Raw genomic sequence first — 22726 nt, forward strand, 5'->3', positions numbered from 1 at the left:
CTTCTTCCTCCCAGTAGTTTTCTACCCAGTGTAGGCCAGTAGCCGCTTGCGCAGCCCCTGTCCGCGCTCCATCAGCCCCTTTTGCCGGGCCACGTACTCCGCCCGTCCCGCCGGGGTCTCGATCCGCACCGGCTCGAAACCCCATTCGCGCAGGTCATAGGGCGAGGCCTCCATGTCCAGCCGGCGCACGTCGCACGCCAGCTCGAAGCAGTCCAGCCACAGCTCGCCGGGGATCAGCGGCCCCAGCTTCGTGGCCCACTTGTATAGATCCATGGTGGCGTGCAGGCAGCCCGGCTGCTCGAGCTGAGGCTGCGAGTCGCGTGTTGGGGTGTGGGCGTTGCGGGGCGCGGCGGCGTCCGTAAAAAAGCGAAAAGCGTCAAAGTGCGTGCACTTCAACTGCGACGCTTCCACCACCTCGTCGGTACCGGCCGCGCCCAGCCGCAAAGGCTCGGGGTGGCGGGGCGCATCCTTGTAGACCATCGCCCACTCGTGCAACCCAAAGCAGCCGAGCACGGGCGGATGCCGGTACGTGGCGTCCAATAGCCGCGCGATATAGCGCACCGTCTTGCCTCGCGTGGCCATAAACCGTTCCGCATCGAGGGTCCACACGTCGCCGCGGCGCACGTAGTGGTCCTTGTACTGCGGCAGGTCGCCGTCGCCATCCCACACCACACCCTTATTGACGCCCGGATGCCAGTGGCTCAGCTTCCCAGGGGTAGTGGGGTAGTAGGTGAACATGAAATCCCACACCGGGTGCCTTTCACCCTCCGCGCGGCGCCTGCGGTGCCCCTCGGTGAGGCGCTGCACGCGCTCCCGGTGGGCGGCTTGCCTATCGCGCCAGTTGTGCAGTACCTCAGTCATGGGTCCAGTCGCGGACGGTGCCGACGAGCTCCTCGATGATGTCCTCCAGCGTGATCATGCCGATGATCTGCCCATCCGCATCCACCACCGCGGCGATGTGGCTGGAGGTACGGCGCATGTTACGCATCGCTACGTCGAAGCTGGAACCCGTCTTGACCTCCAGCAGGGGGCGGATGTCCGTGGTATCCAGCTGGCCGTCGGGCTCCACCAGGTTGTCCAGCACATCCTTGACGTGGACGTAGCCGATCCACTTGCCCTTGGTATCGGTGACGGGGAAGCGGGAGTAGCCCGTCTCCTGCACAGCCTTCTCCACGGCCGCGACCTTCATACGCGGGCCATCCTGTCGGATGCAGTGCACGTCGGCCGCGGGGATCAGCACCTCGTCCAGCGTGCGGCGCGAGGAGCTCAAAGCCTTGTCCAGACGGTTGGCCTCCTCCGGGGCGATCAGCCCCTCGGAGCGGGAATCCTGGATCATGCTGGCCAGCTCGGCGGGGGAGACGGTGGAATCCAGCTCGTCCTTCTGCTCCACGCCCATCAGCTTGAGCGTATGGCGGGCGATCCAGTTCAGCAGCTGCATGATCGGGTTCGTGACCTTGACGAACAAAAGGTGCAGTGGCACCACGAACGTCGCGACGGTTTCCGGGCCGGCCAGGGCGATGTTCTTCGGCACCATCTCACCCAGGATGATGTGCAGCATCGTCACGACCAGCAGGGCAATCGCAAAGCTCACCGGGTGCAGCATCTCCGGTGGCAGCCCCAGTGCCTCGAACGGCGCCTCGATGAGGTGCGCGATCGCGGGCTCGCCGACCTTACCCAGCAGCAGCGAGGCGATCGTAATGCCGAACTGCGCGCCCGCCAGCATGATCGACAGGTGCTCGCTGGCGTAAAGCACCCGCTTGGCGCGCTTGTTGCCCGCGGCGATCATGGAATCCAGGCGATCCCTGCGCGAGGAAATCAGCGCGAACTCCACCGCCACGAAGAAGGCGTTGAGCGCCAGCAGGAAGACGGCAAAGACGATGGCCCAAATGTCACTCATTAGTTTGCCTCCTCCTTGGTCAGCGGTTGCAGCAGCACCTTGTCCACGCGCCGGTTATCCATCTCCTTGACGGTGGCCCGCCAGCGTCCGGACATGCCCGTTTCGAAGCTCTCCATCATCTCGTTGTCGCCGACGGGCAGCAACACCTCGTCCCCCTCGGCGGGGATGCGCCCCAGCGTGGCCATGATCAACCCGCCGAGCGTATCGTAGTCGCCCTCTGGCGCGGTGTAGCCCACGGCGTCCGGCAGCTCGTCGGTGCGCACCAGGCCGGAAACCTCCCAGTGGGTGCCCGTCTTGCGGACTTCCTTGTCCTCTTCCACGTCGTCGTGCTCGTCCCACACCTCGCCGAGGATCTCCTCGACCACGTCCTCGATCGTCACGATTCCGGCGGTGCCGCCGTACTCGTCCACGACCATCACCAGCTGCGAGCCCGCGGCCCGCACCTGATTCAGCACGTCATCGCCGCTCAAAGAATCCGGCACGGAGGGGACGTTCTTCATCAGCTTGTTCAAAGTGGTGGTGGGGCGCGAGTCGTGGGGGATGGTCAGTGCATCCTTCACGTGCACCACGCCCACGGTCTCGTCCAGGTCCCCACGGGTCACGGGGAAGCGCGAGTGCCCGGTTTCCAGCGCCAGCTCGATCAGATCCTGCGCGGTCTCCTCGACAGTCAGAGATTCGACGGTCGACCGGGGTGTCATCACATCCTCCGCTGAGGCGTCACTAAACCGCAGCGACAGATCCAGAATCCGCGCCTTAGACTCGGTGAACCCACCGCTGCCCGTCGAGTTTCTCACCAGCGCCGAGAGCTCCTCGGCCGATCGTGCGGACGCCAACTCGTCCGCCGGCTCAATGCCCAACTTCCGCACAACCGCGTTGGCCATGGAGTTCATCCCGTTGATGAACCACTTCAGCACCACGTTGAAGGTCCACGCCGGGCGGATCGTAGCGCGGGCCACCTCGATGGGGTGGGTGATTGCCAGGTTCTTCGGCACCAGCTCGCCGAACACCATCGACAGCACCGTTGCCACAATCAGCGACAGCACCAGGGCGATCGGCATGGCGGCGGCCTCGCTTAACCCCGCAGCTTCCAGCACCGGGTCGAAGAACTTCGCCAGGATCGGCTCCGCCAGATAACCCGTGGCCAGGGTGGTGATCGTAATGCCCAGCTGCGCGCCGGAAAGCAGAAAGGAGAGCTGCCCGTGCGCCTTTTGCACCAGCTTCGCCGTGCCGTCGCCCTTGGTGCGGGCGTGCTCGTCAATGGTGGAGCGTTCCAGCCCCGTCATCGCGAATTCCACAGCCACGAACAGGCCGGTAGCGGCCGTTAGCAGCACAAACAGGACTAGCCCGACTAGGGAAAGAACTATGTCCACTTGAGTATTCCGACTCCTAAATCTTCTTCAGCTCGGCGACCAATTTGGCGCCCGGCAGCACGGTTGGGTGCACCCCGGCCTTGGCCATCATTTTCTCGGTATCAGCTTGCTGGTCCGCGAAGGACAGCGTCACCACCGTGCCGCTTGCCCCGGCGCGGGCGGTGCGCCCGGCCCGGTGGACGTACGCCTTGTGCTCGGCCGGAGGGTCGATGTGCACGACCAGCTCCACGTCCTTCACATCGATCCCGCGGGCGGCAATGTCGGTGGCCACCAGCACGGTGCTCTTGCCTTCGGTAAAGCCATCCAGCGCCGCTTGGCGGGTGTTCTGCCCCTTGTTTCCGTGGATTCCCACGGCGGGCACTCCCGCGCGCACCAGCTTCTTGACCTGCCGGTCTACTGCGTACTTGGTGCGCATGAACATTACAGTACGCTTCCGCAGCTTTCCAATGGCCACGACCAGCTCGTTGCGCTCCTCGCGGCTGTCCACCACGCCCAGCAGGTGGCTCATCGTGTCCACGCTGGCGGTGGCCTCGCCGGTGGAGTGCGTCACGGGGTCGCGCATGTATTTATCCACCAGCACCTGCACGTCGCCGTCCAGCGTGGCGGAAAACAGCAGGTGCTGCGCCTGCTTTGGCATGCGGTCCAGCAGCTTGGTCACCTGCGGCAGAAAGCCCATGTCGGCCATCTGGTCTGCTTCGTCGATGGCCACGACCTTCACGTCGGAAAAGTCCAACATGCCTTGCCCCAGCAAATCCAGGGCGCGCCCCGGCGTGGCCACCAGAATGTCCACCGGCCTGGCCAGCGCCGTAATGTTGCGCTGGATCTTCACCCCGCCGACGACCTCCAGCAGCCGCTGACCGGCCGCGTTCGCAATCGGATCCAGCCGCGAGCGCACCTGTGTCGCCAGCTCTCTGGTCGGTACCAGCACCACGCCACGCGGCTTTTTTGGTTTTGACGCCCCCCGCCTCAGCAACTGAATCATCGGCAGCCCGAACGTGAATGTCTTGCCGGAACCTGTCGGTCCGCGGCCGAGAACATCCCGCCCCTCGACGGCCGCGGGGATGGCGGCCGCCTGGATGGGGAAGGGCTTGGTTATTCCCTCGGCGGAAAGCTCCTTGGTGATGCAATCATCTAGCCCGAGCTTTCCGAACTCTGATCGGGACAATTACGCTTCGACCTCACTACGATCCCCGGACCAGAGGGTGTGGAAAGAGCCCTCGCGGTCGGTACGGCGGTAGGTGTGGGCGCCGAAGTAGTCGCGCTGACCCTGAATCAGAGCCGCCGGCAGACGCTCGGCGCGCAGCGAGTCGTAGTAGGACAGGGAAGATGCGAACACCGGCACCGGCTGACCCAGCTGGGTGGCCAGAATGACCACGCGGCGCCAGGAGTCGATCAGGCCACCCAACTCGCCCTTGAAGTACGGGTCCAGCAGCAGGGAGGGCAGTTCCGCGTTCGCGTCGTAGGCCTCGCGGATGCGGTTCAGGAACTTCGCGCGGATGATGCAGCCGCCGCGCCAGATGGTGGCCAGGTCGCGGGGGTCCACGCCCCACTTGTGCTCCTCGGAGCCCGCCTTGATCTCGTCGAAGCCCTGCGCGTATGCCACCAGCTTGGAGGCGTACAGCGCGCGGCGGACATCCTCGATGAACTCTTCCTTCGGCACGTCCAGGGTGGACAGCTCCCCGCTGGGCAGGTTGCCGATGGTGGCGTCGCGCTGCTCGCGGGCGCCGGACAGCGCACGGGCGAACACGGCCTCGCCGATGCCGGTGGTCGGGATGCCCAAGTCCAGCGCCGCCTTCACGGTCCAGCGCCCGGTGCCCTTCTGGCCCGCGGAGTCCACAATCACGTCGATCAGCGGCTTGCCGGTCTTCTCGTCGGTCTGGGAAAGCACCTCGGCGGTGATCTCGATCAGGTAGGAATCCAGGTCGCCCTCGTTCCAGGTCTTGAACACCTCTGCGATCTCCGCCGGCTCCATGCCCGCGCCGTAGCGCAGCAGCTGGTAGGCCTCGCCGATGACCTGCATGTCGGCGTACTCGATGCCGTTGTGCACCATCTTCACGAAGTGTCCCGCGCCGTCGGGGCCGATGTGCGTCACGCACGGGGTGTCGTCGACCTTCGCGGCCACGGACTCCAGCAGCGGACCCAGGGCCTCCCAGGATTCCGCGGGGCCACCGGGCATGATCGCCGGACCGTTCAGCGCGCCTTCCTCACCGCCGGAGATGCCGGCGCCGACAAAGTTCAGGCCGCGCTCGGACATCTCGGCCTCGCGGCGGATCGTGTCGGTGTACAGAGCATTACCGCCGTCGATGATGATGTCGCCTTCGTCCATTTCCTCGGCGAGCTGGGAAATGACGGCGTCAGTACCAGCACCTGCCTGCACCATGATCAGGGCGCGACGGGGCCGCTCCAGCGACTTAACGAAATCGGCGATCGTCTCCGAGGGAACGAAGTTGCCGGTCTCGCCGAAGTCCTCCATGAACTTGTCGGTCTTCGCGGTGGTGCGGTTGTAGACGGCCACGGTGTGACCGTTGTTGGCAAAGTTCCGGGCGATGTTGGAGCCCATCACGGCCAGTCCAACAACACCAATCTGGGCGGTTCCTTCAGCAGTAGTCATGGTTTTACATCTTACAGGGCGATGGGTTGGTTAGGCTTAGGCACATGTCCAATATTTTCATTGAACTAAGTCGTGTTGCCACCGAGCGCGAACTCACCGAGCAGGAGATCGCCACCCTCAACGAACTACTGGCCATGCACCCCACTCTCGACCGCACTCTCGGCGTGCAGTACCGCGCCGTCGGCCCGGACAAGATGCAGCTGGCCCTCGAGATCACCGAAGATCACCTGCAGCCCTGGGGCGTGACCAACGGCGGCGTGTACGCCAGCCTGGGGGAGACCGCCGGCTCGATGGCCAGCTTCGTCGCCGCGGGCGCCGGTCCGGCCGTCGTGGGCACTTCTAATCAGACGCACTTCCTGCGCCCGTCCGTCAAGGGCGACGTCATCGTTTCCACCGTCCAGGCAGAGCACGTTGGGCGCACCACGCACCTGTTCCGCATTGAGCACAAAAACGAAAAAACCGGCAAGACCTGCGCCTTGACCTTCCTCAAGACGCAGGTAGTGCCGGATATGCCGAAGGCCTAGTCGGATACCGCGCGAGTGTCGCGACCCTCGCCGAAGCGGAGGTTGTCGCGCACCTCGATAGAGCGAATGCCTTCCTTGTCCTCCAAGTCGCGCAGCTTGCGGATCGCGTTGCGCGCGTGCAGCTGCTGGCGGGTTGCCACCAGCTGCCAGCGGCGACGGGACACGGAGTTCAAGCCCCAGCTGAAGGCTGCGACCGCACGGTTGCGGAAGCCCACCATGTACAGCAGGTGCAGCACCAGCCACATGACCCAGCCGAAGAAGCCGGAGACCTCGGCCTTGTTCATCTTCACGACCGCGTTGAAGCGGGAGACGATGGCCATGGAGCCCTTGTCGAAGTAGCTAAACGGAACGCGGCCTTCGGGGGAGGTGCCGTTGTTGACCTCATCCAGGATGGTGCTTGCCGCGTACTGGCCGCCCTGCATCGCCACCTGGGCCACGCCCGGCAGACGGTCCTTGCTCATCATGTCACCGACGATGAAGATGTTGCGGTGCTCGCCCAGGGTCAGGTCGTCGTTCACCGGCACGCGACCCGCACGGTCGACCTCGATGCCAGCCTGCTCGGCCACGTGCTTGCCCAGCGGAGAAGCGGCGACACCTGCGGACCAGATCTTGGCGTAGGAAGGCACAAAATGCTCTTCCTCGGTCTTCATGTCCTTGTAACGCACGCCCTCCTTGGATACGTCGGTGACCAGGGAGTTGAGGATGATATCCACGCCCAGATCCTCCAGGCGGCGGGCAGCCTTGCGGCCCAGGCGCTTGCCGAACGGCGCCAGCACCTGCGGGCCACCGTCGATCAGCAGGATGCGGGTGTCCTCGGTGTTGATCTCGCGGAACTCGTCGCGCAGGGTGCGGTGGGACATTTCTGCAAGCTGACCCGCCAGCTCCACGCCGGTTGGACCGGCGCCGACGACCACGAAGGTCAGCAGGCGCTTGCGTGCCTCCGGGTCGGTGGTGATCTCGGCGCGCTCGAACGCGCCGGTCACGCGAGCACGGATCTCCAGCGCGTCATCGACGGACTTCATGCCCGGCGCGAACTCAGCGAACTGCTCGTTGCCGAAGTAGGACTGGCCTGCGCCGGCCGCCAGGATCAGCGAGTCGTAGTTCAGTACGGCATCGGTGCCGCCCAGGTCGGCGGTGACGGTCTGCTCGTTGATGTCCACGTTGCGGACCTCGCCCTTGACCACGCGGACGTTGTCCTGGTCCGCCAGGATCTGGCGGATGGACGGGGCGATCTCGCCCTCGGAGAGGATGCCGGTCGCAACCTGGTAAAGCAGCGGCTGGAACAGGTGGTGGTTCGTCCGGTCGACGATCGTGACCTGGACGTTTTCGTTTTTGAACTTCTTCGCCGCAAACAGTCCGCCGAAGCCCGCGCCGATGATTACGACGTGGTGGCGGTTTGATGTGCTGGTCATCTAGTTGCTTCTCCTCAATGATGGTTGTAATCCGGCACCATCTTAATTGTTTCAGGCGTGCGCTTCACACCGAGATCCCCCGGTTTTCGAAAAATTCGGGCGCATTCGGTTGCGCCTCGGAAGTCGAAAGTTGTTTTCCTAGTAACTTCGGGGGGAGTTACAGCGCAAAAGGAAGGCAAGATGACGTCTCCGTACATTGACGAGGAACGCTGGCCGCGCCTGGTTGCCGCCCCGCAATCTCGTTTTATGGGCCGCCGGGCCGAGGCCGTCACCGCGCGGATGGAGGCGCTGCTTTCTTCTCACGGAATTGCTCTGGACGCCGGCACGGTGCCGCACATGGTCGTTCGGGATGGCCAGGTGATCGATCGGGTGGTCGCCGAGGGGTGGCTGGGGCTGGCAGAGGGATACATGGCCGGGGAGTGGTCCGCCGAACCCCTCCCGGAGGTCCTCGGAGCCTTGATGGATCAGCCCTTCGAGGGGAAGTTCGGAGAGTTCTTCGCCCGCCGCACTTCGAAGCGCCGCGGCCCCGCCCCGGGGGAGCTGCCGGAGGCGCTCGTGGAGCTCTACGCTGGCGCCACCCGCGCCACGGGATCCGCCCAGTTCAGCAGCGCCTCCCGTACCAGCGCCCACGAGGACGGCATCGACTTCACCTGGTTCGGCGAGCCGGATCCCGTGGAGCGCCTCGACCTGGACGACGCGCAGCGCCGCCGCATCACCACCATGCTCGACGAGGCCGAGGTCGGTCCCGGCGACCGCGTGCTGGAGATGCCTTCCTCCGGCGGCCAGCTGGCCGTGCAGGCCGCCAAGCGCGGTGCCCGCGTGGACGTTCTAACCAGCGACGAGGATCACGCGGACGCCGTGCGCGCCCGTGTCCACTCCGCCGGTGTCGGGGGAGCGGTGAACGTGGAGGTCATCGCCGGGCCGGTGCCCTCCCCGCGACAGTGGTCCGGCCGCTACGAGGCAATCTTTTCCGTCGAGCGCATGGAGACCCTGGGGCTCGGGGGGTTGAGCCACTACCTCAAGGCCGTCGACCGCATGCTCTCCGACGACGGGCTGGCCGTGATCCAGTCGATCATCGCCACCGACGAGATGCGTGAGACCGCCCGCGAGTCCCTAGACGTCATGCGTGCCTACGTCTGGCCCGCCCTGGAGTATCCCACCGTCCAGCAGGTCCGCGAGGCCGCGGCCGAGCACACCCAACTGACCGTTGTCGCGGAAAACAACCTAAGCGCCCACCTGCGCGCGTCGTTGCCGCTGTGGCGGGCGAACTTCCTCTCCCGCGAGCGCCAGGCCGCGGCCGCGGGCTTCGACCCGGTGTTCCGCCACCTCTGGGATTACCAGCTGGCCCTCCACGAGGCACTGGCCACCGCCGAGGACATCGGGTGCGTCCAATTCGTCCTTGCCCCGAAGTAGTTTTGCGATTTCCCCGCGGGGTTCGCCGGATAGTTTTAGCGTAATAATAACTATTCGCGCATAATCCCCGAGAGGAACTCTTTCCGTGACTACTCCCACGAATCCCGATGTCATTATCGTCGGCGCCGGCCTGGCCGGCCTCGTCGCCGCCTACGAGGCGCAGAAGTCGGGCCTGAAGGTCCTGATCCTGGACCAGGAAAACCGCAACAACCTGGGCGGACAGGCATTCTGGTCGCTCGGTGGCCTGTTTTATGTGGGAAGCCCCGAGCAGAAGCTGATGGGGGTCAAGGACTCCGAGGAGCTCGCCTGGCGCGACTGGGAGAACTCCGCGCAGTTCGACGATTCCCAGAACGACTACTGGCCGCGCCGCTGGGGCCGCGAGTACGTCCGCTTCGCCGCCACTGAAAAGCGCGACTATCTCAAGGCTCTTGGCCTCAACGTGCTGCCCACCGTCGGCTGGGCCGAGCGCGGTTCCGGAGACGCCAGCGGCCACGGCAACTCCGTGCCCCGCTTCCACCTGACCTGGGGCACCGGTCCCGAAGTCGTGCGCGTCTTCCGCGAGCCCATCGAGGCCGCGGAGGCGGAAGGCAAGGTCGAGTTCCGCTTCCGCCACCAGGTCGACGAGCTGATCGTAGAAAATGACGCCGTCGTCGGCGTGCGCGGCAGCGTGCTGGAACCGAGCGATCTGGACCGCGGCGTGGCGTCCTCAAGAAAGACCGTAGGGGAGTTTGAGCTGCGCGCGCGTGCCGTCGTCGTGACCTCCGGCGGCATCGGCGGCAACCTCGACCTGGTGCGTCGCGCGTGGCCGACCGACCAGTGGGGCCCGGTGCCGAACGACATGGTCACCGGCGTGCCCGCCCACGTCGATGGCCGTATGATCCAGATCTCCGAAACCGCCGGCGCGAACCTGGTAAACACCGACCGCATGTGGGCCTACACCGAGGGCATGAAGAACTGGAACTCCATTTGGCCCGGCCATGGTATCCGCATCATCCCTGGCCCGTCCTCCTTGTGGATCGACGCGACCGGCAAGCGTTTCCCCAGCAACATCATCCCAGGTGGCGACACGATTGCCACCATGAAGCACCTCGGCACCACGGGCCACAGCTACTCCTGGTTCATCCTGAACAAGACGATCGCCGACAAGGAGTTCATCTTCTCCGGCTCTGAGCAGAACCCGGACCTGACCATCAAGAAGGTCAAGAACCTGCTCTCCAAGGTGGGCCCCGGCACCCACCCCGCCGTGAAGGCATTCATGGATCATGGCGAGGACTGGGTGGTTGCCGACGACCTTGGCTCCCTGGTCGAGGGCATGAACGCTATCGCCGACGACGACGCCCCCGCCCTCGACGTCCACGACCTGCGTCGCATCATCGAGGATCGCGACTCGCAGGTGGACAACAACTTCAGCAAGGACGCGCAGATCAATTACATCCGCACTGCCCGCGGATACTTGGGCGACAAGATCGTCCGCTGTGCCGCCCCGCACCGCCTGCTTGACGAGTCGAAGGGACCGCTGATCGCCGTCAAGCTGCACGTGCTGACCCGCAAGACCCTCGGCGGCATCGAGACCGACCTTTCCGGCCGCTGCCTGCGCACCGACGGTTCGGTGCTCCCCGGCCTTTACGCCGCCGGCGAGGTCGCCGGCTTCGGAGGCGGCGGCATGCACGGCAAGAACGCCCTTGAGGGTACCTTCCTCGGCGGCTGTATCCACTCCGGCAAGCGGGTCGGCGAGAATCTGAAGGCTACCATTGCTCAGCTCTAGTGAATGGCGCGCCGAGGCGCTGGAAAACGGCGCTGTACCGCTCATTGAAAAGACCCTCCGCCGCATCCGCGCGCAGGACCGGCACTTCAATGCCATCTCGGTACTCCTGGACGATGAAGCGCTGGCAGCCGCCGCCGACCTAGATTCCAGCACCGACCCCGGCCCACTGCACGGCGTGCCGGTGCTCATCAAGGAGGAAGTCGCGGTCCGCGGAGTACCCACCACCTTCGGCACGAATGCGAACCCCACGCCCGCTGCCGCCGACGACGAAATCGTTCGCCGCTTGCGCAAAGCCGGGGCGATCATTCTAGGCAAGACCACCATGCCTGCGTTTGGCGCATTCCCGTTCACCGAGTCCGAGGCCCGTGGGATCACCCGCAACCCGCACAATCCGCGTTTTACCCCGGGCGGTTCCTCCGGAGGCTCTGCAGTCGCCGTTGCCGCTGGTTGGGTGCCTTTCGCCGTCGGCGGTGACGGCGGCGGGTCCATCCGCATTCCCTCCGCGCACTGTGGCCTTTACGGTCTTAAGCCCGCCCGTGGCACATTGCCGGGGGAGGATCTGTGGTGCCGTCTCGGCACCGCCGGCCCCATCGCTCGTTCTGCAAGCGACTGTGCCCTTCTTTTTGACGCCCTATCTGATTCCGTCGCTACCGAACCCGAGGGGGCGTCACTAAGAATCGGTGTGAGCCTGCAACCCTCAACGCCGCTAACCCCACCGCACCGAGACCACGTCCGTGCTGTGCGCGCGATGGCTGACCGGCTGCGCGGAATGGGCCACGAGGTGCGCGACTACACGCTGCGGCATAAGGATCCGACGGCGGCGTTCGTCACTCAGTTCTTCGCGGGGATTCGCAAGGAAATTGCCGAGCTCGAACATCCCGACCGCATCGAAAGGCGCCACAAGGTCACCCGCGCGGCAGGTATGTGGGCGCAAGGTCCCGTGCTGCGCTGGGCCGAAGATTTTTCGGATCGGCTGGGGGAACAGCTGGATCGGGTGTTCGACGACATCGACGTGCTGCTGACCCCAACCGTCGCTTTCCGCCCCGCGCGCGCCGGTGTGCTGGCGGGCAAGGGCATGCTGGCTGCGCAGATCGCTAGCCTGCCGTCGGTCGCTTACACCGCCTTGTGGAATGTTTCCGGACACCCCGCGATGAGCATTCCTGCAGGTAAGGGGAGTGATGGCCTGCCTGTCGGCGTGCAGCTAGTCGCCCGCGATGAGCGGCTTCTGCTGGAGTTAGCTAGCGCTTCATCACCCGCGCCATAATCTCCGTCATGGCGCGCCGTGGCATGCGCTGTGACACGCTCATCAGTACCTTGTTGAGCGTGCCCGCGACCACGGACGGCGGCGGAGACTTTCGCAGTAGGGCTTCGATGCCGGCAGCTACAACGTCGCGGCTGCTCATGCGTTTCAGGCCGCCGTCGGCGCGGTCGCTGCCGGCTACGTGGAAGAATTCGGTCTCCGTCGGCCCAGGGCACAACGCCATAATCCGCACGCCGGAGCCCTTCCGCTCGGCGTACAGACCCTCCGTAAACGACAGAACAAACGACTTCGTCGCGCCGTAAACGACCATGCCGGGGGAGGGCTGGAACCCCGCGATAGACGCCACATTCAGAATGAATCCATTCCCGCGCTCCTCGAACCGCGGCAGGAACATGTGCGTCAGCTCCACCAGCGCGTGCACGTTAACCGCGATTTCCGCGCGGAGGCGGTCGGTCGGGACGTCGGTAAAGGATTCGTAGTTGGCGAAGCCCGCGTTGTTGATTAGCGAGGTCACCGTAATCCCGCGCGTCGAAAGCTCCCACGAGATCTCGCCCGCCACGCCGTGCTCGGATAGGTCTTTGGCTATTACCTCGACCTTTACTTTATGACGCCTCTTAATCTCCGCCGCAATCTTGTTCAGCCGATCCTGGCGGCGCGCGACCAGTACAAGGTTTGCGCCCTTGGCTGCCAGTTGGGTGGCGAATTCCTTGCCGAGGCCCGAGCTGGCGCCGGTGATGAGGACGGTTTCTTGGGAGAGATCCAAAGTGCTCATGGTGTCTTTTTTACACGAAATGTGGGGATTGGGTAATGAAAGAAGAATAGTTCGCACGTTCTAGTAAAGGTTGAGTCTTAGCACTTAATTTGCTGGAAGTATTGACATACTTCGATTGTGTGTTCTAAACTAGTGTTAGTTCACGAAGGGGATCGTATGAACAGCACTGCACTCACCACAAACTCCACCGAACCGCCACCCGATACCGCCGAGCCGTATTACCGACTTGCGCGTTCCGACGACCCGCTGACGGCAACGTCCCGTGCCCTCAATCTGACTCACCTCGCCATGGTCGAGCAGTCTACTCCGGCGCCGGACGACCTTGTTCCCGATCATGCTTCCAAGCTCGCCGTGCGTTTCGGTATCAGCAAGGTAGTGGCGGCCAACTATGCCGACGCTGGGCTGATGCTCCAAGTCTTCCCACAACTCCATCAGTTGTTCCGCAGCGGCGCTTTCACTATTCGCCATATCCAGCAGGTCACGGAGGCGGTTCAGGCTGTAGCCCCGGACAAGCGCGCCGAGGTGGAGCAGGAGATCCTAAAGGCCCTCAAACCCACCGTGCCGAACCAGCAGGTTCCCACCCCGCGGGCGGCGTATAACAAGGTCAAGGCGATTGTGGGGGACCGGGACAAGCTGGCGGCTCCATTGGACGATACTCCGCCCATGGATACGAATTCGCCGGAGCTGGTGATCGACCGCAGTCAGTACGAGACCACTGCGTTTACCCTCACAGTTCCACGCCTGCGGGGCGTGGAACTGCACAAGGCGGTGAAGGCGGCCACCCTGAAGCGCGGATGCTCCATGGGAGAGGCTTTCCTGGCGATGCTCGAGCAGAACATCACCACCGAGGTCACCTTGAACCTGTATAAGGCCGTCGGGTCGCAACCCCGCGGAGTCTTCGCCGAAGACCACTGGCTGTCCGAGGCCGCTAGCTGCGAGTGGCTCGCGAAAGTCACCCACCTGGCAGCCCCCGGTTGCACCGCGACGGAAGGATACCGGCCGACGGAGTTGCTGCGGGCGTCAGTAATAGGGCGCGATGGGCACTGCCGTTTCCCGGGCTGCGATGCGCCGGGGTACACATGCGACATCGACCATGTGCACCGCCACGCCGACGGCGGACCGACGTCGACGGCGAATATGCATCTGCTTTGTCGTACCCATCACCGCCTGAAAACGGCTGGTACCTGGGACGTCGCACTGCACGCCGATGGCACCGAAGTGTGGACCTCACACGGTGATGGCCACGAGGTTGTGACCGTGCCCGACGGGCCGCTAGCACGCGAAAACTTCGCGGAGCGTGGGGTGCGCAAGGCGAGGGTGGTGCGGAAACTCAACGAGGAGAAGCTCAACGCCGATCCGATGATGCCTCGCGGGCTGTCTATCACCCGCGAGGAGCTGCAGAAGATGCTGAACTGTGCCTCCGTGGAGGAAATCAAGGAAGAGCTACAGCGACGGATCAACAGTGAAATCACGATTGCCAACGCCATTGCCGAATTGGCGCGAGAGGAACTAAACAGCCAAATCGAGCAGCTCGAACAGCTAAAAAAGGACGAAGAGGAGCCGCCGTTCTAGCCACTACTTTGAGGAGGTGACGGGCAGAACCAGCAGTGCACCGAAAACGCAGATGATACTGCACATCAGGAACATGCCGGGGTAATCGAAGTGCCTCAGCGCGAGGGCTGCCAGGCCACCACAGAACATATTGCTGACCCCTTGGGTGAGCGACATAAGTGACACGTCGCGCGCACGGTTCTTCTTGCTGGGCAGCGACTCGTTAACCATGGCCTGATCCACGCTGCTGAACACTCCCCAGCTCAACCCCAACAGCATCGCCGCGGCATAAACCAAACCCATGCCGGTGGCGATAGTCATCATGCCCGTAGCGCCCGCGACTCCAAGCGCCGAAACGACCACCAGAATCTTCCGCCGGCCCAACCGGTCCGACACGCCACCGCTGATAAACGCAGTGATGATGGTGAAGACCGCATACAGCAGGGTCAGCATCAGCACGCCCGCATCCGGATCCGGTATTCCAATGTGATCCCGCAGGTAATACAGCAAGTAGAACAGGCTGGTGTAGTTGGCTAGGTGGATCACGAAACGGCTGGTGAAGACAAGCCAATAATTGCGGTACGAGCCCTCGTCGCCGACCGTCACGGACAGCGAATCGTACGGGCGCACGTGCACGTCCACGTGACCACGACCGAAAGCGAATTGGAAGATAAAGAGAAGGGAAATGACGCCCACAACCCAGTACGCCTGCTGAATCGGCAAAGCCGCGGCAACGGCGGTCCCGCCGACGATTCCGAAGGTGTAGGTCGCGCCGACGATTCCAGACACCAACCCGAACTTCTCCTGCGGGACAACATCTGCGGTGACCGTCATCAGGTTATTCGTTACGAACGCAACGAAGACCTGCACCAAGCACCACAGCCCAGTGAGTACCCAAAAGTCGGGGGTGAAAGACATCAGCAGCAACCCCAGCGTGGCCAGGGGAGCAGCCAACAGAACCCACGGCAGGCGCTTGCCCCAACGCCCCACCCAGAACCAGCTGCGGTCGGCGATATAGCCGGTCAGTAGGCTCGTTACTACGGCGGTCGCGCCGCCGAGCATCATCATCAGGGCGAGGGAATCCTCTTTGGTATCGGGCCGCAGCTCGATCATCTGTAATCCCAGCAGCAGCTGCGTGGGGCCGGCCCAGGCGAAGACGGAGCCGAAGAAGGCCACGCCGAACTTCCAATAGAACCATTTCGGCTCGCGCTCGGCGGCGGTGAGAGTCTGCAACATCAGTGGCCCTTCTCCCTGAACTCGGCATCAATCTCCTGGGTGATGGCGCCCTCGCGGATCAGCGCCTGCAGTAGACGTCCAGCGGGTTTGACCTGCCGATCAACGTCCACCACGCCAAACTTCTGCGCCATGCCCTCGGACCACTCCCAGTTGTCCACGAAGCACCAGTGGTAGTAGCGCTCGACCTCCGGAACGCGGGAAAGCTCCGCCAGGTGGTCCAGGATGAACGCGCAACGGAAGCGCTCGGCGGCGTCGGCAGTGCCGTTCTCCGTGATCCACACCGGCAGTTGGTAGCGGTTCGCGAGCTCGGCGGAGACCTTCGCAATTCCCGGCGGGTAGATCTCCCAACCGAGGTCATTGGTTGGGGTGGCGGGGAAGGTGGCGTCAGAAAAACCGCGCACCGCCGTGCGCGAGTAGTAGTTAATGGCCACAGCATCGGCGAAGACCCCGCCGCTGGGCAGCTCCAGGCTTGGGCGACCGAGCACGGGGTGAAAGCGACCCTCGAAGAATGCGGGCTCGATTGCACCCTGGAAAAGCCACTCGACCAGGGGAGTAAGCAGCCGGTGGACGGGGTTGCGCGGGTTCATGGGTGCGAAGACTCGGCGGTGGTGGGCGAAGGTAACTCGCGGATTGTCCAAGCGTGAGTGGATGCGCTGGTAGGCCAGTAGGTGCGCAGCCGCCATGTTCCGCAGGCACGGGCGCACCTTGGGCAGACCCCCGCGGCCGGGTGGGGTGGAGCCGAAGAGGTACGCCTCGGTGGCGAAGACGTTCGGCTCGTTGATGGTGATCCAGTCGGTGACAATGTCGCCCAGGTGGTCGAGTACGACGTCGACGTAGCGCAGGAAAATCTCCACGTTCGACTCGCGGGTGAACGCGCCGTTGGCTTCAAACCAGGCGGGGTGACCGAAGTGATGCAGCGTAACCAGCGGCTCGATTCCGCGTTCGCGCAGGTCAAGGAACTCTTCCCGGTAGCGTTGGAGTGCGTCGTGGTCGTAGCGACCAGGCTCGGGTTCCACGCGCGACCACTCCACGCCGACGCGCGAGATCTGCAGACCAAGGTCGCTCATGAGCTGGTTGTCTTCGCGCCAGCGGCGCCAGTGGTCGGTGGTGGGGTGCGGGGTGGTGCCGTCCTTGGCGACCCACTCGCTCCAGTTGTTGGGGCGCGGCGATCCTTCGATCTGTAGCCCGGCCGATGCGGTGCCGATGCGGATGTTGCTGAGGTCCATGCACTTAACTTATTGACGCCCTTAGTTTCCGTTGGCTAAGTTTTCGGTTTTTACCCCATCGGGGGTAATTGGTTTGCTACAACAAAGTAATGCTCAAGAAAACAGCAGCGCTCGCATGCGCAACAGCCATTGCATTTGCCGGATTCGCGTCGCCCGCCGAGGCGGCGCAAGTGACGAAGAGGGAGAAGGTCGCATATTCCAATGTGTTTGGCGATCTGCACATGAGGCTGCCGAAGACGGTGGACCGAATCGAAAACACGACGACCACGTCGGAGGGGAAGGAAACCCAGGTCAGCGGCTACATTGTGGAACCTATCGTTGAGTGGAAAGGCAAGGGGCCGCGCCCGACCGTGGTGATTGGCCGCGGAACGGTCGGGCAGGGCGATCAGTGTGCACCGAGTAAGAATTGGCCACTGGACGGGCAGCCGGATCCGATCAAGGCGAAGCGAGCGGTGAACCTGGAGGGCATCTACGACTGGGTGTTTGCTTCCAAGGGTGTGCGCGTGGTGGTGACCGACTACATCGGTATGGGAACCCCGGGGATTCATACGTACATGAACCGCGACGATCAGGCGCACGCGATGCTGGATGCGGCGCGCGCAGCGGGCGTGGGCGACGGGCCGGTGGCGTTCTACGGGCATTCGCAGGGCGGCGGTGCGTCGGCTGCGGCGGTCGAGGCGGCGGTTGAGTACGCTCCGGAGCTCAACGTGGTGGGCGCCTATGCCTCGGCGCCGCCTGCGGATCTGGAGGCGGTGCAGCGGAACATCGACGGTTCGGATCTTATGGGAGCGATCGGCTTCACGATCAACGGCTTGCTGGAGCGATATCCGCATCTGCAGCCGCTGCTGGATAAGCACCTCAATGATGAGGGCAAGCAGGCGCTGAAGGATCTATCCACGATGTGTACCGGGGAGATCACGGACAAGTACGGGCACAAGAAGACGAGTGAGTGGACAAAGTCGGGCAAGACGCTCGATGAGTTGTTGAAGGAGATGCCTGAGGCGCGGGAAGCTATGGAAGATCAGCGAATTGGGCTTAAGCGTCCGGTGGCGCCGGTGATGGTGATATCTGGGCGTCACGACAAGAACGTCGAGTACAACCAGGCGAAGGAACTGGCGCGCACGTGGTGCGAGAAGGGCGCGCAGGTCGAGTACCGCGACGACATTATGCCGCCGGTGGGCGAATACAATCACTTCATCCAGGCGGTGACGGGCGGAGCGTGCGGCATCGACTTCATCTTGAAGCGTTTCCGCGGCGAGCCGCTGGGGCGCACGTGTGAGGCGCCGGTGGGGCAGCTGCAGGGATCCGTGGAAGGCAGCGCAGCGCTACCCAACGTGGCAGGAAGCTAAAGTGTCATAATGTATATTATCGGCTAATCCCTGGACTGCCACAGCTGATAGCAGGTGGCGGCCAGGAACAGCGCGCAGACCGCGGCGAAGAAATACGTCAGGCCCGTGCCCTGCCACAGCAGGTAGCCGATAAAGAACAACAGCACCACGATGCGCATGATGCGCGAGTACTTGAGCATCTCCGGAGACATGTGACCGCCGCCTACTTATCCTGCTCGAGAACCAGCAGCAGATCGATGGTGCCTTCGTCGGCGATCGTCGCGGCGACGAACTGCGGGGTCTGGATGTCGAAGTCGCTGCGCTTGAACGGGATGTTGCCCTGCAGGATCACGTGCTCGCCGGTGCGCAGAACCTTCAGCTCGGCGGTCACCGGATTCTTCTTGCCGCGCAGCTCGAGGTCGCCGGTGACCTTTACCTTCTCGGTCGTGCCATCGTCCGGCAGATTGGAGACGTTGGCGGGCTCTGTCAGCGTAAACGTGGCCTTCGGGAACTTATCGGTGTGCAGGATGCTCTTGCGCACGTTGATGTCGCGCTTTTCCACGTCACTGCTGATGCTGGCAACGTCGACCGTGATCTTGCCCTCGGTGAGCTTCTTATCCTCAACCTTAACGTCGCCCTCAACGTCCTCGGTGCGGCCCGAGGTGGTCTTGGAGCCGGCGGGCAGCTTCTCGTCGAAGGTGTAGCCAGCCTGCGAAACGTTGTCACCGGCTCCCCTTACCACGTGCCAGGAGCCGTCCATTCCCACGCTGGCAGGCTCGCCACCTGCGGTTATGTCGGCGGTTCGCAAGCCTCGGTCGCTAAAGTAATTCGCCACCAGCGGCCCGAAAGCCATCAGCACACCGACAATCATGCCAATTACGGCGAGAGTGATGATTCCCTTACGCATGCCCTATAGCATAGCCCCTCCTACCTGCGACCCCTAAGTTGCTCGATGCGGCGGGCCATGCTCTCTAGTTCTGACGCCAACTCCTCCACCACCTCGGCGGACTCCCCTTCCTTTGCGGCGGTGCACAGGTCCTCGGCGGCGCAGCGCAGCTCGAAGAGGTCATCGTGGAACTTCTCGGCCGCGCTGGCAGACATAATGACGGAATCCGCCGGGATTGAGGTGCCCGCCAACTGGGCGCGCTGCTCGTAGGCGCGCTGGCGGCACGACTGATTGCAAAACTTGCGGGGCCGGTTCGTCGGGCCGGGTTCAACTACCCTGCCGCACCAGGCGCAGTGCTTTGGTCGAGGCATGGAACAATTCTTAACGAAACTTCGTTGTTATGATGGATTAGTTCGAACTGATTTAGGAGTGATGAAGAATGGCCGATCGCGTACTGCGTGGAAGTCGCATGGGTGCCGTTTCTTATGAGACGGACCGCGACCACGACCTAGCTCCCCGCCGCATGGTGAAATACCGCACCGAGGCTGGGGAAATCTACGAGGTTCCCTTCGCCGACGATGCGGAGGTTCCACAGGAGTGGATGTGCAAGAACGGCCAGATGGGCACGCTGGTCGAGGGCGAAGGCCAGGAATCCAAGCCGGTGAAGCCCCCGCGCACTCACTGGGACATGCTGCGCGAGCGCCGCAGCCTCGAGGAGCTCGACGAGCTGCTCGACGAGCGCATCGAGCTACTCCGTAAGCGCCGCCGCACTGCGGTGAAGCTCATGAAGGAGCAGCAGGAAGCGAATCAGAAGTAGCTACGCACGGTGCCGGCACCGATGCGCCAAGACTCCTGAGCCAGGTTCTTGAACTGGTTAAAGCGGTGCGCGGCACCCCACTTCGTCACCTGCAGCAGAGCCTCGGAGACGATGTTGCCGCTCATCTTGGAGTCGCCGATCTCTCGCTCGGTGAAGGTGATCGGAACCTCGCGCACGTCGAAGCCGGCCTCGACGGCGCGCCAAGCCAGATCCACCTGGAAGACATAGCCGGCGGAATCGACGGCATCCAGGTCGATCTCCTCCAACACCTCGCGGCGGTATGCACGGTAGCCGCCGGTGATGTCGGACAGGCCCGCGCCCAACGCCAGAGAGGCGTAAAAGTTGCCGCCGCGGGAGAGAACCTCGCGGCTGACCGGCCAGTTCACGGTCTTGCCGCCCTTGACGTAACGGGAACCCAGGACCATCTCCGCGCCAGAGTCGATGCGGTCCAGCAGCAGGTACAGCTGCTCGGGAGCGTGGGAGCCGTCGGCATCCATCTCGCACAGGATCTCGTAGTCGCGCTCCAGACCCCAGCGGAAGCCGGCGATATAAGCGCCACCGAGGCCGCCCTTGCCGCCGCGGTGCATCACGTGGATCTTCGAGTTCTCAGCGGCCATCTCGTCGGCCAGATCTCCGGTGCCGTCCGGGCTGGAATCATCGACGACGAGGACGTCCACGCGCTCGGGCTCGGCCTTTAGCAGTCGACCGATGATCAGAGGAAGGTTTTCCCTCTCGTTGTAGGTCGGGATGATGACCAGTGTTTTATCGCTCAGCTTAGTCATGAAAAGCTTTCTTACCTCTCCTATAAGTAAATGCCACGGACAGCAGACCCAGAATAGCTAGAATCCATTCCACCCATGGGCCGACGCGGGCTGACAGTGTCATTGTATCGCTTAGGGGCAACTCGGCCTCGAGGGCGTCAGAAGTAAAAATGGCAGTGCGCTGCTCCACCGAGCCATCGGGCGCGACGATCGCCGACACACCCGAGGTCGCGGCGACCACCACGGCGCGATCATACTCCTTGGCGCGCATGCGAGACATGGCGAGTTGCTGATACGTCATGTCTGTAAACCCGAAGGTCGCGTTGTTCGTCGGGCTGGTGAGAATCTGCGCGCCGCCCTGCACAGCCATGCGGAACGCGCCGTCGAAGCTGACCTCGTAGCAGGTGGCCACGCCGACGGGGACGCCGTTCATGTGGACCACTCCGTTGTCGTCGCCAGGCTGGAAGTTGCCGGCGCGGTCGACATGCTCGCTGAAGTTGCGCAAGAAATCGCGGAAGGGCATGTACTCGCCGAAGGGCTGCAGGAAGCGCTTGACGTGGCTCTCCCCTGGGCCGTCGCTATCCCACACCACCATCGTGTTGTGCTCCGGGCTGACGGTGCCGACGAGGATCGGCGCGTCGACGGAGCGCTGGGCGCGCTCGATTTGCTGGCGGGCGGCGGGGTCGGTGAAAGGATTGACGTCGGAGGAGTTCTCCGGCCAAATGACGATGTCCGGATCTGACTCCAACTGCTCTGTCCGCCGCACGTGGTTATCCAGCACGGCGCGGCGCTGGGCATTGAAGTCCAGGCCCAGGCGCGGAACGTTGCCCTGCACGGCGACGACGTCCACGGTGCGGTCGGTGGGCGTGGCGGGAATCAGCAACGCGTAGGCGGCGATCAGGGCCACCACTCCAGCCAAGGAATACGCGGGCGCGCGGTGCTTGCGGATGCTCAAAGCCAGGAGCAGGCCGATCAGCACCACGGCGAAGGTGACCAGCGCGGGGCCACCGAGGCGGATCAGCCAGCTAATCGGGCCGCTGGCCTGGCCCCATGCGATGCGCCCCCATGGAAAGCCCCCGAAGGGAAAGGAAGAGCGCAGCCACTCAGTCGCGACGAACCAGGTCGGAATGCCGATGATCTGGGCCGCGAGGGGGCGTCGAACCAAAAGCTTCAGGCCTGCGCCGAATAGCAGGCTGTAGAGGGACTGGATCAGCGCCAACGCGATCCAGGCGGCCGGGCCGACGAACTCCCCGACCCACGGCAGCAACAGGCCGTAGATGGTGAGGCCCTGCACCCAGGCCATCAGCATGGCGTGACGGTGGTCGGCGAAGTAAAACAGCAGCGCGAACCCGAGCGGTGCGGCCCACCACAGGCCGGTCGGCTCGAAGGCGGCAAAGACCATCACGCCGCTAAAGGCAGCGGCGAGGAGCCTTAAAATCATCCGTTCTCGCCCGCGCGGTGGTCGATGACGTCTCCCCAACCGCCCGAGTTCTGGATGTGGCTAACGCGCGAATAGGTGGTCACGCCGAAGCGTTCCAGGGAACGGCGCGCGGCCTGGCCCAGCATCTTGCGGATCAGGGACCGGGTCGGCGGAATCAGGAAGAAGATGCCGAAGAAGCTCGTAACGATGCCGGGAACGGCCACGCCCACTGCACCCACCATGGATAGCGCCATGTCGGCCGTGAGTTCGCCGGGGTGATCCTTCTGCTGCAGTGCGCGGACGGTGAGCTCGCGCATCTGCCAGGTGGCCAGGGCGATACCCAGCACAAACAGGCCCAACAGAAACAGCAGTGCCCAGCCCCAGCCGATCCACACTCCCAAGAGAATGAAGGCGATGATTTCCACGACGAGATACACGGCGGGTAAGAATTGCATGGCTGTAAGGAAACTCCTAAA

Annotated in this window: 22 protein-coding genes; 7 read left to right on the forward strand and 15 right to left on the reverse strand. The window is 63.7% G+C overall.

What is annotated here, in order from left to right:
- Positions 1-21: 21 nt before the first annotated feature.
- From MHX66_RS00235 to gndA, 5 genes are read right to left on the reverse strand one after another with little or no spacing between them, the layout of a single operon-like run.
- Positions 22-861, reverse strand: a complete 840-nt coding sequence (locus MHX66_RS00235; RefSeq protein WP_239198288.1) for a 3-methyladenine DNA glycosylase — start codon at positions 859-861, stop codon at positions 22-24.
- Entirely contained in the window at positions 854-1897 is a 1044-nt protein-coding gene (locus MHX66_RS00240; RefSeq protein WP_239198291.1) for a hemolysin family protein, read from the reverse strand. The genes MHX66_RS00235 and MHX66_RS00240 overlap by 8 nt, the downstream gene beginning before the upstream one ends.
- The gene (locus MHX66_RS00245) at positions 1897-3267 is read right to left on the reverse strand and encodes a hemolysin family protein (protein ID WP_035004016.1); all 1371 of its coding nucleotides are present in this window, start codon (positions 3265-3267) and stop codon (positions 1897-1899) included. Before MHX66_RS00245 ends, MHX66_RS00240 begins: the two co-directional genes overlap by 1 nt.
- Before the next feature lie 16 nt (positions 3268-3283).
- Entirely contained in the window at positions 3284-4432 is a 1149-nt protein-coding gene (locus MHX66_RS00250; protein WP_239198294.1) for a DEAD/DEAH box helicase, read from the reverse strand.
- Positions 4433-5878 carry an NADP-dependent phosphogluconate dehydrogenase gene (gene gndA / locus MHX66_RS00255; RefSeq protein WP_239198297.1) on the reverse strand — a complete coding sequence of 482 codons (1446 nt, stop codon included), beginning with the start codon at positions 5876-5878 and terminating at the stop codon, positions 4433-4435.
- Positions 5879-5922: 44 nt separating this feature from the next.
- On the opposite strand from gndA, the gene MHX66_RS00260 reads away from it, so the two are divergent.
- A complete protein-coding gene (locus MHX66_RS00260) occupies positions 5923-6402 on the forward strand; it encodes a PaaI family thioesterase (RefSeq protein WP_239198300.1) in 480 nt (159 codons plus the stop codon).
- Here the strand turns inward: MHX66_RS00260 and MHX66_RS00265 are convergent.
- Complete coding sequence (locus tag MHX66_RS00265; RefSeq protein ID WP_239198303.1) at positions 6399-7814, reverse strand: NAD(P)/FAD-dependent oxidoreductase; 1416 nt, start codon at positions 7812-7814, stop codon at positions 6399-6401. The genes MHX66_RS00260 and MHX66_RS00265 overlap by 4 nt on opposite strands.
- A 180-nt stretch (positions 7815-7994) precedes the next feature.
- Here MHX66_RS00265 and MHX66_RS00270 point away from each other — a divergent pair, with 180 nt between their 5' ends.
- The 3 genes from MHX66_RS00270 to MHX66_RS00280 all read left to right on the forward strand — a co-directional run bounded on the left by MHX66_RS00270 (position 7995) and on the right by MHX66_RS00280 (position 12256).
- Positions 7995-9227, forward strand: a complete 1233-nt coding sequence (locus MHX66_RS00270; RefSeq protein WP_239198306.1) for a class I SAM-dependent methyltransferase — start codon at positions 7995-7997, stop codon at positions 9225-9227.
- Between the two features lie 85 nt (positions 9228-9312).
- Positions 9313-10992, forward strand: a complete 1680-nt coding sequence (locus tag MHX66_RS00275; protein ID WP_035004006.1) for an FAD-binding dehydrogenase — start codon at positions 9313-9315, stop codon at positions 10990-10992.
- Entirely contained in the window at positions 10979-12256 is a 1278-nt protein-coding gene (locus MHX66_RS00280) for an amidase family protein (protein ID WP_239198309.1), read from the forward strand. The genes MHX66_RS00275 and MHX66_RS00280 overlap by 14 nt, the downstream gene beginning before the upstream one ends.
- Here the strand turns inward: MHX66_RS00280 and MHX66_RS00285 are convergent.
- Complete coding sequence (locus MHX66_RS00285; RefSeq protein WP_239198312.1) at positions 12231-13025, reverse strand: SDR family oxidoreductase; 795 nt, start codon at positions 13023-13025, stop codon at positions 12231-12233. The genes MHX66_RS00280 and MHX66_RS00285 overlap by 26 nt on opposite strands.
- A 156-nt stretch (positions 13026-13181) precedes the next feature.
- On the opposite strand from MHX66_RS00285, the gene MHX66_RS00290 reads away from it, so the two are divergent.
- Positions 13182-14597, forward strand: a complete 1416-nt coding sequence (locus MHX66_RS00290) for an HNH endonuclease (protein ID WP_239198315.1) — start codon at positions 13182-13184, stop codon at positions 14595-14597.
- Positions 14598-14600: 3 nt separating this feature from the next.
- Here MHX66_RS00290 and MHX66_RS00295 read toward each other — a convergent pair whose 3' ends face one another.
- Both MHX66_RS00295 and MHX66_RS00300 read right to left on the reverse strand, forming a co-directional pair.
- Entirely contained in the window at positions 14601-15812 is a 1212-nt protein-coding gene (locus MHX66_RS00295; protein ID WP_239198318.1) for an MFS transporter, read from the reverse strand.
- On the reverse strand, positions 15812-17038 hold the full coding sequence (locus MHX66_RS00300) for a glycoside hydrolase family 1 protein (RefSeq protein ID WP_239198321.1): 1227 nt from the start codon (positions 17036-17038) through the stop codon (positions 15812-15814). The genes MHX66_RS00295 and MHX66_RS00300 overlap by 1 nt, the downstream gene beginning before the upstream one ends.
- A gap of 170 nt (positions 17039-17208) precedes the next feature.
- On the opposite strand from MHX66_RS00300, the gene MHX66_RS00305 reads away from it, so the two are divergent.
- The gene (locus MHX66_RS00305) at positions 17209-18387 is read left to right on the forward strand and encodes an alpha/beta fold hydrolase (protein WP_370646235.1); all 1179 of its coding nucleotides are present in this window, start codon (positions 17209-17211) and stop codon (positions 18385-18387) included.
- Between the two features lie 23 nt (positions 18388-18410).
- Here MHX66_RS00305 and MHX66_RS00310 read toward each other — a convergent pair whose 3' ends face one another.
- The 3 genes from MHX66_RS00310 to MHX66_RS00320 are packed head-to-tail and all read right to left on the reverse strand — an operon-like array spanning position 18411 to position 19623.
- On the reverse strand, positions 18411-18578 hold the full coding sequence (locus MHX66_RS00310; RefSeq protein ID WP_005294641.1) for a hypothetical protein: 168 nt from the start codon (positions 18576-18578) through the stop codon (positions 18411-18413).
- A gap of 11 nt (positions 18579-18589) precedes the next feature.
- On the reverse strand, positions 18590-19273 hold the full coding sequence (locus MHX66_RS00315) for a YceI family protein (protein ID WP_035003994.1): 684 nt from the start codon (positions 19271-19273) through the stop codon (positions 18590-18592).
- A 20-nt stretch (positions 19274-19293) separates the two neighbouring features.
- On the reverse strand, positions 19294-19623 hold the full coding sequence (locus MHX66_RS00320) for a hypothetical protein (protein WP_070487460.1): 330 nt from the start codon (positions 19621-19623) through the stop codon (positions 19294-19296).
- A 68-nt stretch (positions 19624-19691) separates the two neighbouring features.
- Between MHX66_RS00320 and MHX66_RS00325 the strand changes: the two genes are divergently transcribed.
- Positions 19692-20069 carry an RNA polymerase-binding protein RbpA gene (locus tag MHX66_RS00325; protein WP_011273522.1) on the forward strand — a complete coding sequence of 126 codons (378 nt, stop codon included), beginning with the start codon at positions 19692-19694 and terminating at the stop codon, positions 20067-20069.
- Here the strand turns inward: MHX66_RS00325 and MHX66_RS00330 are convergent.
- From MHX66_RS00330 to MHX66_RS00340, 3 genes are read right to left on the reverse strand one after another with little or no spacing between them, the layout of a single operon-like run.
- Positions 20060-20851 carry a polyprenol monophosphomannose synthase gene (locus tag MHX66_RS00330; RefSeq protein ID WP_239198327.1) on the reverse strand — a complete coding sequence of 264 codons (792 nt, stop codon included), beginning with the start codon at positions 20849-20851 and terminating at the stop codon, positions 20060-20062. The two genes, MHX66_RS00325 and MHX66_RS00330, sit on opposite strands and share 10 nt — an antisense overlap.
- On the reverse strand, positions 20844-22271 hold the full coding sequence (lnt, locus tag MHX66_RS00335) for an apolipoprotein N-acyltransferase (RefSeq protein ID WP_239198329.1): 1428 nt from the start codon (positions 22269-22271) through the stop codon (positions 20844-20846). Before lnt ends, MHX66_RS00330 begins: the two co-directional genes overlap by 8 nt.
- The gene (locus MHX66_RS00340; RefSeq protein ID WP_035003986.1) at positions 22268-22705 is read right to left on the reverse strand and encodes an FxsA family protein; all 438 of its coding nucleotides are present in this window, start codon (positions 22703-22705) and stop codon (positions 22268-22270) included. Before MHX66_RS00340 ends, lnt begins: the two co-directional genes overlap by 4 nt.
- Positions 22706-22726 lie beyond the last annotated feature (21 nt).

Source organism: Corynebacterium sp. ACRPH, from assembly GCF_022347285.1.
Lineage (GTDB): Bacteria > Actinomycetota > Actinomycetes > Mycobacteriales > Mycobacteriaceae > Corynebacterium.

What these genes read in the sequence shown, in the direction of transcription:
- MHX66_RS00315 (WP_035003994.1), bottom strand. Translation starts at nt 19,273, where the DNA reads ATGCGTAAGGGAATCATCACTCTCGCCGTAATTGGCATGATTGTCGGT.
- MHX66_RS00320 (WP_070487460.1), bottom strand. Translation starts at nt 19,623, where the DNA reads ATGCCTCGACCAAAGCACTGCGCCTGGTGCGGCAGGGTAGTTGAACCC.
- MHX66_RS00235 (WP_239198288.1), bottom strand. Translation starts at nt 861, where the DNA reads ATGACTGAGGTACTGCACAACTGGCGCGATAGGCAAGCCGCCCACCGG.
- MHX66_RS00270 (WP_239198306.1), top strand. Translation starts at nt 7,995, where the DNA reads ATGACGTCTCCGTACATTGACGAGGAACGCTGGCCGCGCCTGGTTGCC.
- MHX66_RS00340 (WP_035003986.1), bottom strand. Translation starts at nt 22,705, where the DNA reads ATGCAATTCTTACCCGCCGTGTATCTCGTCGTGGAAATCATCGCCTTC.
- lnt (WP_239198329.1), bottom strand. Translation starts at nt 22,271, where the DNA reads ATGATTTTAAGGCTCCTCGCCGCTGCCTTTAGCGGCGTGATGGTCTTT.
- MHX66_RS00330 (WP_239198327.1), bottom strand. Translation starts at nt 20,851, where the DNA reads ATGACTAAGCTGAGCGATAAAACACTGGTCATCATCCCGACCTACAAC.
- gndA (WP_239198297.1), bottom strand. Translation starts at nt 5,878, where the DNA reads ATGACTACTGCTGAAGGAACCGCCCAGATTGGTGTTGTTGGACTGGCC.
- MHX66_RS00240 (WP_239198291.1), bottom strand. Translation starts at nt 1,897, where the DNA reads ATGAGTGACATTTGGGCCATCGTCTTTGCCGTCTTCCTGCTGGCGCTC.
- MHX66_RS00295 (WP_239198318.1), bottom strand. Translation starts at nt 15,812, where the DNA reads ATGTTGCAGACTCTCACCGCCGCCGAGCGCGAGCCGAAATGGTTCTAT.
- MHX66_RS00325 (WP_011273522.1), top strand. Translation starts at nt 19,692, where the DNA reads ATGGCCGATCGCGTACTGCGTGGAAGTCGCATGGGTGCCGTTTCTTAT.
- MHX66_RS00300 (WP_239198321.1), bottom strand. Translation starts at nt 17,038, where the DNA reads ATGGACCTCAGCAACATCCGCATCGGCACCGCATCGGCCGGGCTACAG.
- MHX66_RS00290 (WP_239198315.1), top strand. Translation starts at nt 13,182, where the DNA reads ATGAACAGCACTGCACTCACCACAAACTCCACCGAACCGCCACCCGAT.
- MHX66_RS00265 (WP_239198303.1), bottom strand. Translation starts at nt 7,814, where the DNA reads ATGACCAGCACATCAAACCGCCACCACGTCGTAATCATCGGCGCGGGC.
- MHX66_RS00310 (WP_005294641.1), bottom strand. Translation starts at nt 18,578, where the DNA reads ATGTCTCCGGAGATGCTCAAGTACTCGCGCATCATGCGCATCGTGGTG.
- MHX66_RS00260 (WP_239198300.1), top strand. Translation starts at nt 5,923, where the DNA reads ATGTCCAATATTTTCATTGAACTAAGTCGTGTTGCCACCGAGCGCGAA.
- MHX66_RS00285 (WP_239198312.1), bottom strand. Translation starts at nt 13,025, where the DNA reads ATGAGCACTTTGGATCTCTCCCAAGAAACCGTCCTCATCACCGGCGCC.